This is a genomic window from Chelativorans intermedius, assembly GCF_025398255.1.
In the GTDB taxonomy this organism is placed as follows: Bacteria; Pseudomonadota; Alphaproteobacteria; order Rhizobiales; family Rhizobiaceae; genus Chelativorans; species Chelativorans intermedius.
In genome coordinates this window covers 86416-101774 of the sequence record NZ_JAODNW010000007.1, presented here as the reverse complement: position 1 = coordinate 101774, position 15359 = coordinate 86416, and the positions used below count along the sequence as shown (strand labels likewise).

13 protein-coding genes are annotated in these 15359 nt (G+C 66.3%); 3 read left to right on the top strand and 10 right to left on the bottom strand.

Annotation, left to right across the window (positions count from 1 at the left end; all coding sequences use genetic code 11):
• Positions 1-2 precede the first annotated feature (2 nt).
• On the top strand, positions 3-440 hold the full coding sequence (locus tag NYR58_RS07295; RefSeq protein ID WP_261519820.1) for a universal stress protein: 438 nt from the start codon (positions 3-5) through the stop codon (positions 438-440).
• A gap of 301 nt (positions 441-741) precedes the next feature.
• Here the strand turns inward: NYR58_RS07295 and NYR58_RS07290 are convergent, their stop codons facing one another.
• The 5 genes from NYR58_RS07290 to NYR58_RS07270 all read right to left on the bottom strand — a co-directional run bounded on the left by NYR58_RS07290 (position 742) and on the right by NYR58_RS07270 (position 6021).
• Entirely contained in the window at positions 742-1569 is an 828-nt protein-coding gene (locus NYR58_RS07290) for a dipeptide ABC transporter ATP-binding protein (protein WP_261519819.1), read from the bottom strand.
• Positions 1566-2420: an ABC transporter ATP-binding protein gene (locus tag NYR58_RS07285; protein WP_261519818.1), complete on the bottom strand. Its 855-nt coding sequence runs from the start codon at positions 2418-2420 to the stop codon at positions 1566-1568. The genes NYR58_RS07290 and NYR58_RS07285 overlap by 4 nt, the downstream gene beginning before the upstream one ends.
• A gap of 1 nt (position 2421) precedes the next feature.
• Positions 2422-3354 (bottom strand): ABC transporter permease subunit, encoded by a 933-nt coding sequence (locus tag NYR58_RS07280; RefSeq protein WP_261519817.1) that lies wholly within the window; start codon positions 3352-3354, stop codon positions 2422-2424.
• A 4-nt stretch (positions 3355-3358) separates the two neighbouring features.
• Entirely contained in the window at positions 3359-4363 is a 1005-nt protein-coding gene (locus NYR58_RS07275; RefSeq protein WP_261519816.1) for an ABC transporter permease subunit, read from the bottom strand.
• A gap of 62 nt (positions 4364-4425) precedes the next feature.
• Positions 4426-6021 carry an ABC transporter substrate-binding protein gene (locus NYR58_RS07270; RefSeq protein ID WP_261519815.1) on the bottom strand — a complete coding sequence of 532 codons (1596 nt, stop codon included), beginning with the start codon at positions 6019-6021 and terminating at the stop codon, positions 4426-4428.
• Positions 6022-6258: 237 nt separating this feature from the next.
• Here NYR58_RS07270 and NYR58_RS07265 point away from each other — a divergent pair, with 237 nt between their 5' ends.
• Both NYR58_RS07265 and NYR58_RS07260 read left to right on the top strand, forming a co-directional pair.
• Complete coding sequence (locus tag NYR58_RS07265; RefSeq protein ID WP_261519814.1) at positions 6259-6810, top strand: DUF924 family protein; 552 nt, start codon at positions 6259-6261, stop codon at positions 6808-6810.
• A gap of 157 nt (positions 6811-6967) precedes the next feature.
• Entirely contained in the window at positions 6968-8926 is a 1959-nt protein-coding gene (locus NYR58_RS07260) for a long-chain-fatty-acid--CoA ligase (RefSeq protein WP_315903326.1), read from the top strand.
• Positions 8927-8944: 18 nt separating this feature from the next.
• Here NYR58_RS07260 and truB read toward each other — a convergent pair whose 3' ends face one another.
• From truB to nusA, 5 genes are all read right to left on the bottom strand, one after another.
• Entirely contained in the window at positions 8945-9883 is a 939-nt protein-coding gene (truB, locus tag NYR58_RS07255; protein WP_261519813.1) for a tRNA pseudouridine(55) synthase TruB, read from the bottom strand.
• Between the two features lie 27 nt (positions 9884-9910).
• Positions 9911-10315: a 30S ribosome-binding factor RbfA gene (gene rbfA / locus NYR58_RS07250; RefSeq protein WP_261519812.1), complete on the bottom strand. Its 405-nt coding sequence runs from the start codon at positions 10313-10315 to the stop codon at positions 9911-9913.
• Between the two features lie 202 nt (positions 10316-10517).
• The gene (gene infB / locus NYR58_RS07245; protein WP_261519811.1) at positions 10518-13073 is read right to left on the bottom strand and encodes a translation initiation factor IF-2; all 2556 of its coding nucleotides are present in this window, start codon (positions 13071-13073) and stop codon (positions 10518-10520) included.
• Positions 13070-13705, bottom strand: a complete 636-nt coding sequence (locus tag NYR58_RS07240; protein WP_261519810.1) for an RNA-binding protein — start codon at positions 13703-13705, stop codon at positions 13070-13072. The genes infB and NYR58_RS07240 overlap by 4 nt, the downstream gene beginning before the upstream one ends.
• 38 nt (positions 13706-13743) lie before the next feature.
• Entirely contained in the window at positions 13744-15351 is a 1608-nt protein-coding gene (gene nusA / locus NYR58_RS07235; RefSeq protein ID WP_261519809.1) for a transcription termination factor NusA, read from the bottom strand.
• Positions 15352-15359 lie beyond the last annotated feature (8 nt).

The following is a 15359-nucleotide window of genomic DNA, read 5'->3' as shown; positions in this document are numbered from 1 at the left end:
CCATGTTCAAGCGCATATTGGTGCCCGTCGACGGCTCGGAAGGCGCATTGAGGGCGCTGCGGGTGGCGGTCGAGATGCAGAAGCTTACAAAGGCGGAGCTTGTGCTCCTCACCGTGTTCCGCCATCACAGCCTGCTCGAAGCCTCCATGTCGATGGTGCGCCCCACCGAGCCGGAGAATCTGGACGACGTGCTCAGGGGCTATGCCAGGGAGGTAGCGGAGGAAGCCAAGAAGTTCGCCCTGGAAAACGGCGCCGACAAGCTGCGCGCCTTCGTGAAACCGGGCCAGCCGGCGCGCACCATCGTGCGGTTCGCCAAGGAGCACGAGGTGGATCTCATCGTGCTGGGCAGTCGCGGCCTCGGCGACCTGGAGGGCTATCTGCTCGGCAGCGTCTCGCACAAGGTCACGAGCCTTGCGACCTGCCCGGTGATGGTGGTCTGACGGGTGCCCGTCAGGCCGGGCCGTGCTTCACCCGCCCCGGTCTTGCCCGCAGCGCGGCGCACTCCGCCTACAGCATTTTGCAGCCAGATGGAATCATCTGGCGTCGCGCAAATGCGGCAAAAACAAAGAGATGGACCGGATCAGCGTTTCATCGAAACGATGGACCGGTCTAGCGGCCCGACCCCTTGGCCCGGCCGGGCGGCGCTGCGCGACTGGCTTTTCGAGCAGGCGGCGGAGCAGGCGCGATGGGCCCGCGCGATGGGCTTCACCGCTTCGCCGCGGTGACGGACGGCGGCGCTTTTCAGGCCGCCTTCCTCGCGAGCCTGCGGCGGATGCTCTCCACATCGGCGCGCGGCGTGGCGGCGAACAGGGTCCTGGTGTATTCGTGCTGCGGATTGGAGAAGACCTCCTCGCGCGTGCCGTATTCCACCGCCTCGCCGAAATACATCACCATCACCTCATCGGCGATGTAGCGCACCACGGACAGATCGTGGCTGATGAAGACATAGGTGAGCCCGAACTCGTCCTGCAGGTCGGCCAGGAGGTTGAGCACCTGCGCCTGAACGGAGAGATCGAGCGCGGAGACGGGCTCGTCCAGCACCAGAAGGCGGGGGTTGAGCATCAGCGCGCGGGCAATGGCGATGCGCTGGCGCTGACCGCCGGAGAACATGTGCGGATAGCGATTGAAGTGCTCGGGCCGCAGGCCCACCTTCAGAAGCATCGAAAAGGCCCGGTCGCGGCGTTCGGCCGCCGGCAGGTCCGAATTGATGATCAGCGGCTCCATCAGCACATCGCCGATCTTCTGGCGCGGATTGAGCGATCCGTAGGGGTTCTGGAAAACGATCTGCACCTTGCGGCGCTGCTCGGGCGTGAGCGTCTTCCTGGCGATGTCGATCTGCTCGCCGTCGATGAGGAGCTCGCCGGCCGTGGGCGCGTCGATCATGGTGATCATGCGCGCCAGCGTGGATTTGCCGCAGCCCGACTCGCCGACGATCGCCAGCGTCTTGCCCTTTTCGAGCTTGAGGCTGACACCCTTGACCGCGTGTATGACGCGCGACGGGCGGAACAGACCGCCGCCGATCACATAGTCGCGCACCAGATTGCGGGTTTCCAGAACGATCTCGCTCATGGGCGTGCTCCGGTGTAGGGCGTGTCATCGAGGGAGAAATCGGCCACCGTGGGCAGCCGGTCGCCCACGGCGTTCTCCGGCAGGGCGGCAAGCAGCGCCTTTGTATAGGGGTGCTGCGGGCGCTCGAAGAGGGACAGCACATCGGCCTCCTCCATCTTGCGCCCCTTGTACTGCACCACCACGCGGTCGGCCGTCTCGGCCACCACGCCCATGTCATGGGTGATCAGGATCATGCCCATGCCGGTTCTGGCCTGCAGGTCCATGAGCAGATCGAGGATCTGCTTCTGGATGGTCACGTCGAGCGCCGTGGTGGGCTCGTCGGCGATCAGAAGCTTCGGGTCGCAGGCGAGCGCGATGGCGATCATCACCCGCTGGCACTGGCCGCCCGACATCTGGTGGGGGAAGGAGCCCAGCCGCTCCTGCGGGTCCGGTATGCCGACCGCTTCCAGAAGCTCGATGGCGCGGCGGCGGCGCGCGGCGCGGTCCAGATCCGTGTGCTGGCGCAGCGTCTCCTGGATCTGGAAACCGACGGTGAAGCAGGGATTGAGACTGGCGATCGGCTCCTGGAAGATCATGGAGATGTCCTTGCCGATGATCTTGCGCCGCTCGGCCGGCTCCAGGTTCAGCATGTCGCGGCCCTGAAAGGCCATGCGGTCGGCCTTCACCGTCGCGGTCCAGGGCAGGAGCCCCATCACGGCGAGCATGGAGACGGACTTGCCCGACCCCGACTCGCCGACGATGGCCAGCACCTCGCCTTCCTCCACGCAGAGCGAGATGCCGTCGACGGCGCGCAGCGTGCCGGCCGCGGTCTCGAACTCGACGGTGAGGTTTTCAATCTCGAGCAGGGCCATGTCAGGACCTCTTCAGCTTCGGATCGAGCGCGTCACGCAGGCCGTCGCCCATCAGGTTGATGGCCAGCACCGTGATCAGGATGGCAAGGCCGGGGAAGGTGACGACCCACCAGGCGCGCAGGATGAACTCGCGGGCCTCGGCCAGCATGGTGCCCCATTCCGGCGTCGGCGGCTGGGCGCCCATGCCGAGGAAGCCCAGCGCGGCAGCGTCCAGAATAGCGGCGGAGAAGGAAAGCGCCGCCTGCACGATGAGCGGGGCGGTGCAATTGGGCAGGATGGTCTTGAACATCAGGCGGATGTTGCCGGCACCGGCCACTCGGGCCGCGGTCACGTAGTCCCTGCCCTTCTCCGCCATCACGGCTGCGCGGGTGAGGCGCACATAGTGCGGCTGCTGAACCAGCGCGATGGCGATCATGGCGTTGACCAGCCCCGGCCCGAGAATGGCCACCAGCACCAGCGCCAGAAGCAGGGACGGGAAGGCAAGGATGATGTCCATCATGCGCATCACCACCGTGTCGATGGCGCCGCGGAAATAGCCGGCCACGAGGCCGATGACGATGCCCACCGAAACGGCCAGCGAGACGACGACGAGACCGATGAACAGCGAGAAACGCGCGCCGTAGATGAGCCGCGAGAGAATGTCGCGGCCCACGGCGTCCGTACCCAGGACGAACGACCAGCGCCCGCCTTCCTGCCAGACGGGCGGCAGCAGGAGGGCGTCCCGGTTCTGCAGGCTCGGGCTGTGGGGCGCAATGAGCGGCGCCAGGACGGCGATTGCGACGATGACGACGAAGACGGCAAGGCCGATGACGGCGCCCCGGTTCTGACTGAAATAGTACCAGAACTCGGCGAGCCTTTCGCGGCGGGTGACGGCGATCGCCGCGCCATCCTCCAGGCTCACCGCGCTGGTTTCCTTGGTGTTTGTGGTGGCCATGGCTTCAGTGCCTGATCCTTGGGTTCACCAGACCGTAGAGCAGGTCCACGATCAGGTTGACGATCATGATGATGCCGGCAATCAGCAGAAGACCGCCCTGCACCACCGCGTAGTCGCGCTTGAAGACGCTGTCGACCATCCACTTGCCGATGCCCGGCCAGGAAAAGATGGTCTCGGTCAGGATGGCGCCGGCGAGCAGCACGCCGACCTGCAGGCCGATGGTGGTGATGACCGGGATGAGCGCGTTGCGCAGCGCATGCAGGCCGATCACGCGTGCCGGCGGCAGCCCCTTTGCGCGGGCCGTGCGGACATAGTCCTCGCCGAGAACCTCAAGCATCGCCGAGCGTGTCTGCCGCGCGATCACGGCAAGCGGTATGGTGGCGAGCACGATCGTCGGCAGGACGAGATGCGAGACGGCGGAGCGGAAAGCGCCTTCCTGGCCCGACAGCAGGCTGTCGATCAGCATGAAACCGGTGACCTGCGGAAAATAGTAGAGAAGCGAGATGCGGCCGGAAACCGGCGTCCAGCCGAGCACGCCGGAAAACAGGATAATGAGCAGAAGCCCCCACCAGAAGATGGGCATGGAATAGCCGACGAGCGCGGTTCCCATCACCGTCTGGTCGAGCCAGGAGCCGCGCCGCACCGCTGCCAGGACACCCACCGGAACGCCGATGGCGACGGCCAGAAGGATGGCGCAGAGCGACAATTCGAGCGTTGCCGGGAAGAGCGTGAGAAACTCCTGCAGGACCGGCCGCTTGGTGACGATGGATGTGCCGAAGTCACCCTGCAGCAGGTCGAGCAGATAGTCGAAATACTGCACCACCAGCGGCCTGTCGAAGCCCAGCGCGCTCTGCAGCTCCTGATAGCGCTCCTCGCTCATGCCGCGCTCGCCGGCAAGCAGCATGATGGGATCGCCCGGCAACAGGCGTATGAAGGAGAAGGCGACGATGGAGACCCCGATGAAGGTCGGGATCAGCAGCGCCAGCCGCGAAAGCAGAAAACGGATCATGAAACAGCAAAGGCCGGCGGCAGCTCACGCTGCCGCCGGTTCCCTTTCCTTGCGGGGGTTGACTATTCGGCCAGGTCGACGCCCTCGAAGGCGTGGCCGCCCAGCGGGTCCATCTTGTAGCCGGTCACTTCCTTGCGCATCGGCATGTACACGATGGAATGGGCGATCGTGGCCCACGGCGCCTCGCGCTTGAAGACAACCTGCGCCTGCCGGTAGAGCTCGGCCCGCTCCTCCTGCGAGGACAGTGTCTTGGCCTTCTGGACCAGCGCGTCGAACTCCTCGTTGCACCACTGGGCGCGGTTGGCGCCGCCTACGGCGTCACAGCCCAGAAGCACGGCGAGGAAATTGTCCGGGTCGCCGTTGTCGCCCGTCCAGCCGAGCAGCACGGCGCCATCCCGGTCGACAGCCTTGGAACGCTCCAGATACTCGCCCCATTCATAGGAGACGATCTCGACATTCACGCCGACCTTGGAGAAATCCTCCTGGATGAGCTCGGCCATGCGGCGGGCGTTCGGGTTGTAGGGCCGCTGCACGGGCATCGCCCAGACCTTCATCGAAAGATCGGTGACGCCGGCCTCCTCCAGCATCTTCCGGGCGGCCTCGGGATCGTAGGGATCGTCCTCGATCTCCTCATTGTAGGACCACATCGTCGGCGGGATCGGGTTCTTGGCGATCTGGCCGGCGCCCTGGAACACCGCATCGAGAATGGCCTGCTTGTTGATGGCCATGTTGAGCGCCTTGCGCACCTCGGCCCTGTCGAAGGGCTCCTGTTGGGTGTTGTAGGCGAGATAGCCGACGTTCAGACCCTCCTGCTCCATCACCGTGAGCTGGTCATTGGCCTTGAGGCTCGCGATGTCGGCGGGGTTCGGATAGGGCATGATGTGGCATTCGCCGGCCAGAAGCTTCTGCTGGCGCACCGAGGCATCGGTGGTGATGGCGAAGACCAGATCGTCGATCGGCTGCTTGCCGTTCCAGTAGTCGGGGTGGGCGCGATAGCGAATCACCGCGTCGGGCTGGTAGGCCACGAACTGGAACGGGCCCGTGCCGACCGGGCGCTGGTTGAGGTCCGACATGCGGCCGCCCTCGGCCAGCTGATCGGCATATTCCTTGGACAGGATCGAGGCGAAGTCCATGGCCAGATTGGCGATGAAGGGCGCCTCAGGCCGCGTCAGCACGAACTTCACCGTCATGTCGTCCACCTTCTCGATGGACTCGACGAGATCCGGCATGGACATGGCGTTGAAGTATTCCCAGCTCGCACCCTCCACATAGGCGTGATAGGGGTGCGCCTCGTCGAGCTGACGCTGGAAGGAGAACAGCACGTCGTCGGCGTTGAAGTCGCGGCTCGGGGTGAAGAAATCCGTGCTGTGGAACTTGACGCCCTCGCGCAGGCGGAAGGTGATCTCCAGCCCGTCCTCGGAGACCTCCCAGCTCTCGGCAAGACCGGGAACGACATTGGTGGTGCCGGGCTCGAACTGCACCAGACGATTGTAGACCGCCTTGGAGGATGCGTCGAAGGTGGTGCCCGCCGTATAGAGCGCCGGGTCGAAACCTTCCGGGCTGCCCTCGGAGCAGTAGACGAGCGTCTTGGCGCTCGCCGCGCCGCTCAGCATGGTCGCGCCCAGCAGCGCTGCGGCGAATAGGACTTTCGCTTTCATGGGATTCTCCCTGGTTCTTATATGTGAGCCCTTCCCACAGGCTCTTGGAAGCCGCATATAAGCAGAGTTCGCGGAGGGAGGAAACTCCCCTCGGAGCAATATAGTTTCGCTTTTTGCGAATTTTGTTTCACAGACTTTTCGGCGGTGAATCGAACGCAATGGCCGCCGGCGCCTGCGGGTTCGGAGCCTCTTGTTCCGGGGAACCGGCGTTCGGAAAGCCGAGGCGAGGAGACATCCATGGCGAATGATTGGATCGACGGCATTCTTTCCTTCTGGTTCGAGGAGATCGGGCCGAAGGGCTGGTTTTCAGGCGGGGAAGCGCTCGACAGGACGATCCGCCAACGCTTCCTTGCGCTCTATGAGCGGCTGAGCGCCGAGCTGCCGAAGGAAGCGGCCGAGGACGCACACGCGGCCCTTGCCACTGTCATCCTGTTCGACCAGTTCCCCCGCAACATGTTCCGCGGCACGGCGAGGGCGTTTGCAACGGACGACCTTGCGATGCGCATCGCGCGCGAGGCAATCGACAGGCGGCTGGACGAGAAGCTGTCGAAGGAGGAAAGACAATTTCTCTACATGCCCTTCCAGCACTCGGAGGTTCTTGCCGATCAGGAACATGCCGTGATGCTGTTCAAGAGCCTGGGCGACGAGGAGTCGCTGCGCTATGCGGTGGAGCACAGGGACATCGTGCAGCGCTTCGGCCGCTTTCCGCATCGCAACCGCGCCCTTGGCCGCGCCAGCACGCGCGAGGAGGAGGCGTTTCTGGAAGACCACAAGGGTTTCGGCCAGTAGTCGCCGCACAAGCCCGCTTGTGCCGCCCCGCCGCCGCGCAATAAGGTGAGGACGGCCGACAGCACGAGCCAGCGAGAGAAGCCTGTGGCAAGATGCAGCGTGACCGGATATTAACGTGAACGTGAACGTAATATTCAGTCTTTCCAGGGAGGAGAACTTGGCCAAGACGACCACCAGCGGAAAAACCAGGGCGCGCACCGCCAGTAAGGGGACTGGCAAGAAAACCGCGCGCGCGGCGACCACGGACGACGGCAAGACGCCCTCGAAGGCGGCCGCCAAGCCCGACGCCGCCGCCGGCGGGGGCGGGGCGAAGAAGGCCGCCTCCAAGACTTCGGCCAGCGGGGCGAAGGCAAAATCCGCCTCCCCCCGCAGCGCGGCGAAGAGCGCCTCCACGGCCGGGACCGGAGGCGCCGGGAAAGCCCGCGCGGGCGCCCGCGAACGCGCGCCGGAAGCCGGGCAGAAGCCGTGGCTGAAGAGCTATCCCAAGGAAATTCCCGCCGAGATCGGCGATTTCGAATACGGCTCGCTGGCCGAGATGATGCTGGCCTCCTGCCGCACCTTTGCCGAAAAGCCCGCCTTTACCTGCATGGGCAAGACGCTCACCTTCGCCGCGCTGGAGAAGGCCTCGCGCGACTTTGCCGCCTATCTGCAATCGACCGGGCTGAAGAAGGGCGCGCGCGTGGCCATCATGATGCCCAATGTGCTGCAGTATCCGGTGACGATGCTGGCCGTGCTGCGGGCGGGCTATACCGTGGTCAACGTCAACCCGCTCTACACCCCGCGCGAGCTGGAACATCAGCTCGCCGATTCGGGGGCGGAGGCCATCGTCATTCTGGAGAACTTCGCCGCCACCCTGCAGGCGGCCATCGCCCGCACGCCGGTCCGGCACGTGGTGGTGGCCACCATGGGCGACATGATGGGGCTCAAGGGCCACATCGTGAACTTCGTGGTGCGGCGGGTGAAGAAGCTGGTTCCGGCCTGGGAGCTGCCGGGCCACGTGCCGTTCAGGCAGGCCCTGAAGAGGGGAGCCGGAGCCCGGCTCACGCCCGTCGAGGTCGGCCTCGACGACATCGCCTTCCTGCAATATACGGGCGGGACGACGGGTGTTTCCAAGGGCGCGATGCTGCTGCACCGCAACGTGCTCGCCAATGTGATGCAGAACGAGATCTGGCAGGAGACGGCCTATCTGAAGCGCCCGCGGCCCGAGCATTCGATCTATATCTGCGCGCTGCCGCTCTACCACATCTATGCGCTGACGGTGAATGCGCTGATGGGCATGAAGCTTGGCGCGCACAACATCCTCATCCCCAACCCGCGCGACATCCCAGCACTGGTCAAGGAGCTCGGCAAATACGACTTCACGGTGTTTCCGGGGCTCAATACGCTGTTCAACGCGCTGTTGAACAACGAGGACTTCCGCAAGCTCGACTTCAGGAACCTCGTGCTGACCTTCGGCGGCGGCATGGCCGTGCAGCGCGCGGTGGCCGAACGCTGGAAGGAGGTGACGGGCTGCACCATCTCCCAGGGCTACGGCCTGTCCGAGACATCGCCGGTGGCAACCGTGAACCGCTTCGACAATGACGCGTTCAACGGCACGATCGGACTGCCGCTGCCGTCCACCGAGGTGTCGATCCGCGACGACGACGGCCACCCGGTAAAGCTCGGCGAGGTGGGCGAGATCTGCATACGCGGCCCGCAGGTCATGGCCGGCTACTGGAACCGCCCCGAGGAGACCAGGAACAGCATGACGGAGGACGGCTTCTTCCGCTCCGGCGACATGGGCGTCATGGACGAGGAAGGCCGCGTCAAGATCGTCGACCGCAAGAAGGACATGATCCTGGTTTCCGGCTTCAACGTCTATCCCAACGAGATCGAGGATGTGGTGGCGCAGCATCCCGGTGTGCGCGAGGTGGCGGCCATCGGCGTGCCGGACGAGCACTCCGGCGAGGTGCCGAAGCTGTTCGTGGTCAGGAGCGATCCCGCGCTCACCGAGGAGGACATCCTGGCCTTTTGCCGCAAGGAGCTGACCGGCTACAAGCGGCCCAAGCACGTGGAGTTCCGCGACGAGCTGCCGAAATCGAATGTCGGCAAGATCCTGCGCCGGGAGCTGCGCTGAAGGCCGGGAGCGTGCCGCCTACACGCCGAAGACGCGCTTCGGCTTGAACATGCCGGCCTCGACGGCGCCGATGGCGACCAGGCGCCCGCGGGCGCTGGCCCAGGCTTCCGGCGCCTCGACGGGCGCGTCGCGGCCGCGCACGATCACCGGATTGCCGAGGCGGAGGCGCGAAGCGGCCTCGTCGCTGAGCGCCACTTCCGGCAATCCCTCCAGCGCGGCGGCGATGTCCATCAGAAAGGCGTCGAGGGCGGCGAAACGCTCCTCTTCGCTCGCTGCATTCTGCGCCGCCTCCTCCAGTGCCTGCATGGTCACCAGGTGGCGCGCCTCGAAGGGGTAGACCTCGGTGCGGCGCAGATCGGCCACATGGCCGTAGCAGCCAAGGTCGCGGCCCATATCGCGGGCCAGCGACCGCACATAGGTGCCCTTGCCGCACTCCACCTCCAGAACGGCCCTGCCGGGCTCCGGAACGGCCACAAGCTCGAGCCTGCCGATCTCCACCTCGCGCGCGGCGATCTCCACCGTCTCGCCCTCGCGCGCCAGGTCATAGGCGCGCTCGCCATCCACCTTGACGGCGGAGAACTGCGGCGGCGTCTGCATGATGATGCCGGTGTAGCGGGGCAGGAGCGCCCGGATCTCCTCCTCGCTCGGCCGTCTGTCGGAGCTCCTGACAACCGGGCCTTCCAGATCGTCCGTGGTGCGTTCCTCGCCCCAGGCGATGGTGAAACGATAGACCTTGGCGCCCTCCATCACATAGGGCACCGTCTTCGTCGCCTCGCCCAGCGCGATGGGCAGCATGCCGGAAGCCAGGGGATCGAGCGTGCCGGCGTGGCCCGCCTTCTGCGCCTTGTAAAGCCACTTTACCTTCGACACCGCCTCCGTGGAGCCCATGCCGGCCGGCTTGTCCAGCACCAGCCAGCCGGAGAGCGGCCGGCCCTTCTTCTTGCCGCGGCGCGCCATCAGGCGACCCTCTCCATGAAGCGGCGATCAGCGTTCGTCTTCATCGTCTTTCCTGTCCAGGTCGCGTGCCACCTCGGGCGATTTCAGAAGCCGGTCGATCTTCTCGAAATTCTCGAAGCTGGTGTCCAGCCGGAAGCGGAACTCCGGCATGTACTTCATCTGCCTCATCGCCGGCGAGACACGCCCGCGAATGAAACGGGCGTTGCGGTTGAGCGCGGCCACCACCGCTTCCTTGTCGCCCGGGCCGAGCGGCGACACGAAGGCGGTGGCGATCTTGAGGTCGGGCGACATCCGCACCTCCGAGACGGAGATGACGACACCCTCGACGACGGGGTCGCGCACCTCGCCGCGCTGCAGGACTTCGGCAAGCGCATGGCGCGCCTGCTCGCCGACACGAAGCTGGCGTTGAGAGGGGGAAGAGGAGCGGGGCACTTGTTCGCCCTTCGGCGGCTGCTTGTTCAGTTCCGGTGCTGCAAGGCGCGGGACGGCGTCCGGCGGCCCGGCCCTCCCGGCAGGGGCTCGGCCGATGCGGCAATCCGCCCCGATGCCGGGAACTCTCTGCCGATCGCTTCAGCGGATCGATCTCGCAGACGCTGCCCATCGACCATGAAACTCGCCGGCATCGCGTCTCTCCCTACAGCGTACGCTTCACGTGCTCGACGCGGAAGGCCTCGATCACATCGCCGACGCGGATGTCCTCGTAGTTCTCGAAGGCCATGCCGCACTCCTGGCCGACCGGCACCTCCGCCACCTCGTCCTTGAAGCGCTTCAGCGTCTTCAGCTTGCCTTCGTGGATGACCACGTTGTCGCGGATGAGGCGCACGCCGGCGCCGCGTTCCACCTTGCCCTCCGTGACACGGCAGCCGGCCACCTTGCCCACCTTGGTGATGTTGAAGACTTCGAGGATCTCGGCGTTGCCGAGGAAGGTCTCGCGCCGCTCCGGCGAAAGCAGGCCAGACATCGCCGCCTTGATGTCGTCCACCAGGTCGTAGATGATGTTGTAGTAGCGGATCTCGATGCCTGCCTGCTCGGCCGCATCGCGCGCCTGCTTGTTGGCGCGCACGTTGAAGCCGATGATCGCCGCACCCGATGTCTCGGCCAGCGTCACGTCGCTCTCGGTGATCGCACCGGCGCCGGAATGGACGATGCGCGCGCGCACCTCCTCCGTCGACAGCTTCTCGATGGCGTTGACGATCGCCTCGATGGAGCCCTGCACATCGCCCTTGATGATGAGCGGAAACTCCTTCAGGCCGGAGGACTGGAGCTGCGACATCATCTGCTCCAGCGAGCCGCGGCTTCCCGCCTGGCGGGCCACCGCCTTCTCGCGCGCCTTGCGCTGGCGATATTCGGAGATTTCCCTGGCGCGGGCCTCGTTTTCCACCACGGCGAAGCGGTCGCCAGCCTGCGGCGTGCCCTGCAGGCCCAGCACCTCCACCGGCGTGGAGGGCGGAGCGGCCTTCAGCTGCTCGCCGCGCTCGTTGACGAGCGCGCGCACGCGGCCCCACTCGTTGCCGGCAACGATGATATCGCCGGGGCGCAGCGTGCCCGCCTGGACGAGCACGGTGGCGACCGAGCCGCGGCCGCGGTCGAGCTTGGCCTCGATGACCACGCCCTCGGCCGTGCGGTTCGGATTGGCCTTCAGCTCCAGGATCTCGGCCTGCAGGAGAATGGCCTCCAGCAGCTTGTCGAGATTGGTGCCCTTCACGGCCGAGACCTCGACATCGAGAACGTCGCCGCCCATGGATTCCACGAACACCTCGTGCTGGAGCAGCTCCGTGCGCACCTTCTGCGGGTTGGCCTCCGGCTTGTCGATCTTGTTGATCGCCACGATGATGGGCACCTTGGCGGCCTTGGCGTGATTGATGGACTCCACCGTCTGCGGCATGACGCTGTCGTCGGCCGCCACCACGAGCACGGCAATGTCGGTGGCCTGCGCGCCGCGGGCGCGCATGGCCGTGAAAGCCGCATGGCCCGGCGTGTCGATGAAGGTGATCGTCTGGCCGTCCTGCTCCACCTGATAGGCGCCGATGTGCTGGGTGATGCCGCCGGCCTCGCCGGCAACCACATTGGCATGGCGAATGGCGTCGAGCAGCGAGGTCTTGCCGTGGTCGACATGGCCCATGATGGTGACGACCGGCGGCCGCGGCACCATGTCCTCGGGCCTGTCCTCGATGTTGAAGAGGCCCTCCTCGACATCCGACTCGGCGACGCGCTTGACCGTGTGGCCGAACTCGACCGCCACCAGCTCCGCCGTGTCGGCGTCGATCACGTCGCCGGGCTTCATGATCTGGCCCTGCTTCATGAAGTATTTCACCACGTCGACGGCGCGCTCGGCCATGCGCTGGGCCAGCTCCTGGACGGTGATGGTCTCGGGAATCACCACCTCGCGGGAGACCTTCTCGCGCGGTTCCTGGATCTGGGTGCGCTTGAACTTCTCCTGCCGGCGCCGCATGGAGGACAGCGAGCGCGAACGGCCGCCCTCCTCGTCCGACAGGGCGGAGGTGAGCGTCAGCTTGCCGCGCCGGCGCTGCTCCTCGGCGCGCGGCTTTGCCGGACGGGCCGGCACTTCCGCCTTGACGGGGCCGCGCTTGGGGCCGCCGCGGCCGCGCTCTTCCTCCTCCTCCGGCTCTTCCTCGCGCACGGGCTCGGCCGGAGCGCGGCGGCGGGCTTCCTCCTCGGCGCGCTTGCGCGCCTCGGCTTCGGCCTTCAGCCGGGCCTCCTCCTCCGCCTGCCGGCGGGCGGATTCCTCGCGCTCCAGACGGCGGCGTTCCTCTTCCTCGGCGCGGCGCCTGGCCTCCTCGGCGGCGCGGGCACGTTCCTCCTGCTCGCGCGCCTTGGACTCCTGCAGCGCCCTGCGGCGCGCCTCGATCTCCTGGGTGGAAAGCTCGTTGAGCACCATGCCCGAGCGCGCGGGCTGCGGACGCGCCGCCGGAGCCTCGCGCGGCGGCGCGGCGGGCGCCTGCACGGGCTTCGCCTTGGCCGCGGGCGGGGCGGGCGGGGCGGGCTGCTCGCTGCGCTCATCGGGGCGGCTGAACTTGCGCTTCTTGGTTTCGACCACGACCGCCTTCGTGCGCCCGTGCGAGAAGCTCTGGCGCACCGTGCCCTGCTCCAGGCCGGGCCGTTTCAGCGTCAACGTCTTCTTCGTGTTGACGCTCAGCGTCTTGTCGTCACCGGTCTTCGTATCAGTCATTCCACATCCTCTGCGGCAGGTGCCGCACTCGACGCCGGCATTTCGGGGGCGATGCCCCGGAAAGCGGCAAGCGCCTTCACGCGTTTCACGGCTGCCATGCCCGGCCCCCGGTCAAGCACGGCAGCATGTATCACATTTGTCGCCCCCAATGCCAAACTCATTTCGGCTTCCGAAAAGAGCTCGAATGCCGGCACATCCGGGCCGCCGGCATGGGACACCGCCTTTCGCGCGGCTGCGATCTTGCGAATGCCGTCCTGCGCGGCCTCCGCAGCATGCAAAACCACCGCGGCGCGGCCGCTGCGCACCGCTGTTTCCACCTTGGTCGCACCCAATGCCACGGCTCCACCCTTTCGCGCAAGGCCGAGGGCGCCCAAAGCGGTGGCCGCCAGCAACGAATCGACCCGTTCGGCCAGATCCGGCGGCGCCTTGACCGGCGCCTTGAGGGCGCGGGCAAACAGGTTCTTCGCCGCAGCCCTGGCGACAAGCGCCTTTTCAGCCCCCACCCAGCAGCCACGCCCCGGCAGATTGCGCTTGAGATCGGGCACAACCGTGCCGTCGGGGCCGGCGACGAAGCGGATCAGGGCTTCCGGCGGCCGGTTCTGGCGCGTCACGATACATGTGCGCTCGTTCATCGCCTTGTGCAAGACCTCTCGACCCGCCGCCGCTCATCTCAGCCTTCCGCCGGCTCGCCGGCCTCTTCGACCGCCTCCTCATCCTCTCCAGCGAGGTCTTCCTCGGTCACCCAGCCGGCCTTGAGGCGGGCCGCCATCACCATCTGCTCGGCCTCGGCGCGCGAGACGTCATAGTCGGACAGGACGCCCGGCATGAACTTGGTCTCGCCGTCCTTGCGCTCCTTCCAGCCGACCAGCTCGTCCACCGCATAGCCGGCGAAGTCCTCCACCGTCTTCACGCCGTCCTCGCCGAGCGCCACCATCATCGCCGTGGTGATGCCAGGGATCTCGCGCAGCTCGTCGGAAACGCCCAGCTCCTTGCGGCGGGCGTCGTGCTCGGCTTCCAGCCGCTCCAGATGCTCGCGCGCGCGGGCCTGGATTTCCGCCGCCGTCTCCTCGTCGAAACCGTCGATGGACGCGATCTCGTCGGCATCGACATAGGCCAGCTCCTCGACGCTGGTGAAGCCTTCCGAGGCCAGCACCTGGCCCACCATCTCGTCAACGTTGAGCGCCTCCATGAAAAGGGTGGAGCGCTCGGTGAACTCCTTCTGGCGGCGGTTCGACTCCTCCTCCTCGGTGAGGATGTCGATATCCCAGCCGGTGAGCTGCGAGGCAAGCCGCACATTCTGGCCGCGCCGGCCGATGGCGAGCGAGAGCTGATCGTCCGGCACCACCACCTCGATGCGCTCGGCATCCTCATCGAGCACCACCTTCGAGACCTCGGCCGGCTGCAGGGCGTTGACGATGAAGGAAGCGGCGTTCTCGTTCCAGGGGATGATGTCGATCTTCTCGCCCTGCAGCTCGCCAACCACGGCCTGCACGCGCGAACCGCGCATGCCCACGCAGGCGCCCACCGGGTCGATGGAGGAGTCGTGGCTGATGACCGCGATCTTGGCGCGCGAGCCCGGATCGCGGGCCACCGACTTGATCTCGATGATGCCGTCATAGATCTCCGGCACCTCCATGGCGAACAGCTTTGCCATGAACTGGGGATGGGTGCGCGACAGGAAGATCTGCGGCCCGCGCTGCTCGCGGCGCACGTCATAGACATAGGCGCGCACGCGGTCGCCATATTTGAAGGTCTCGCGCGGAATCAGCTCGTCGCGGCGGATGATGGCCTCGCCGCGCCCCAGATCCACGATCACATTGCCGTACTCGACGCGCTTGACCGTGCCGTTGACGATCTCGCCGATGCGGTCCTTGTATTCCTCGTACTGCCGGTCGCGCTCGGCCTCGCGCACCTTCTGCACGATCACCTGCTTGGCCGACTGGGCGGCAATGCGGCCGAAATCCATGGGCGGAAGCTGCTCGGCAATGAAATCGCCGACCTGTGCATCCGGGTTCCGGTTGCGGGCGAGCGCCACGGAAATCTGCCTGGCCGGCTCCTCGACCTCCTCGACCACCTCCATCAGCCGCTGCAGCTTCATCTCGCCCGTCTTGGGGTTGATGTCGGCGCGGATGTTCGTCTCCTGGCCATAGCGCGAGCGCGCGGCCTTCTGGATGGCGTCGGCCATCGCGGCAAGCACGATTTCCTTGTCGATCGCCTTTTCCCGCGCCACCGCGTCGGCGATCTGCAGAAGCTCCAGCCTGTTCGCACTGACTGTCATTTCGATCT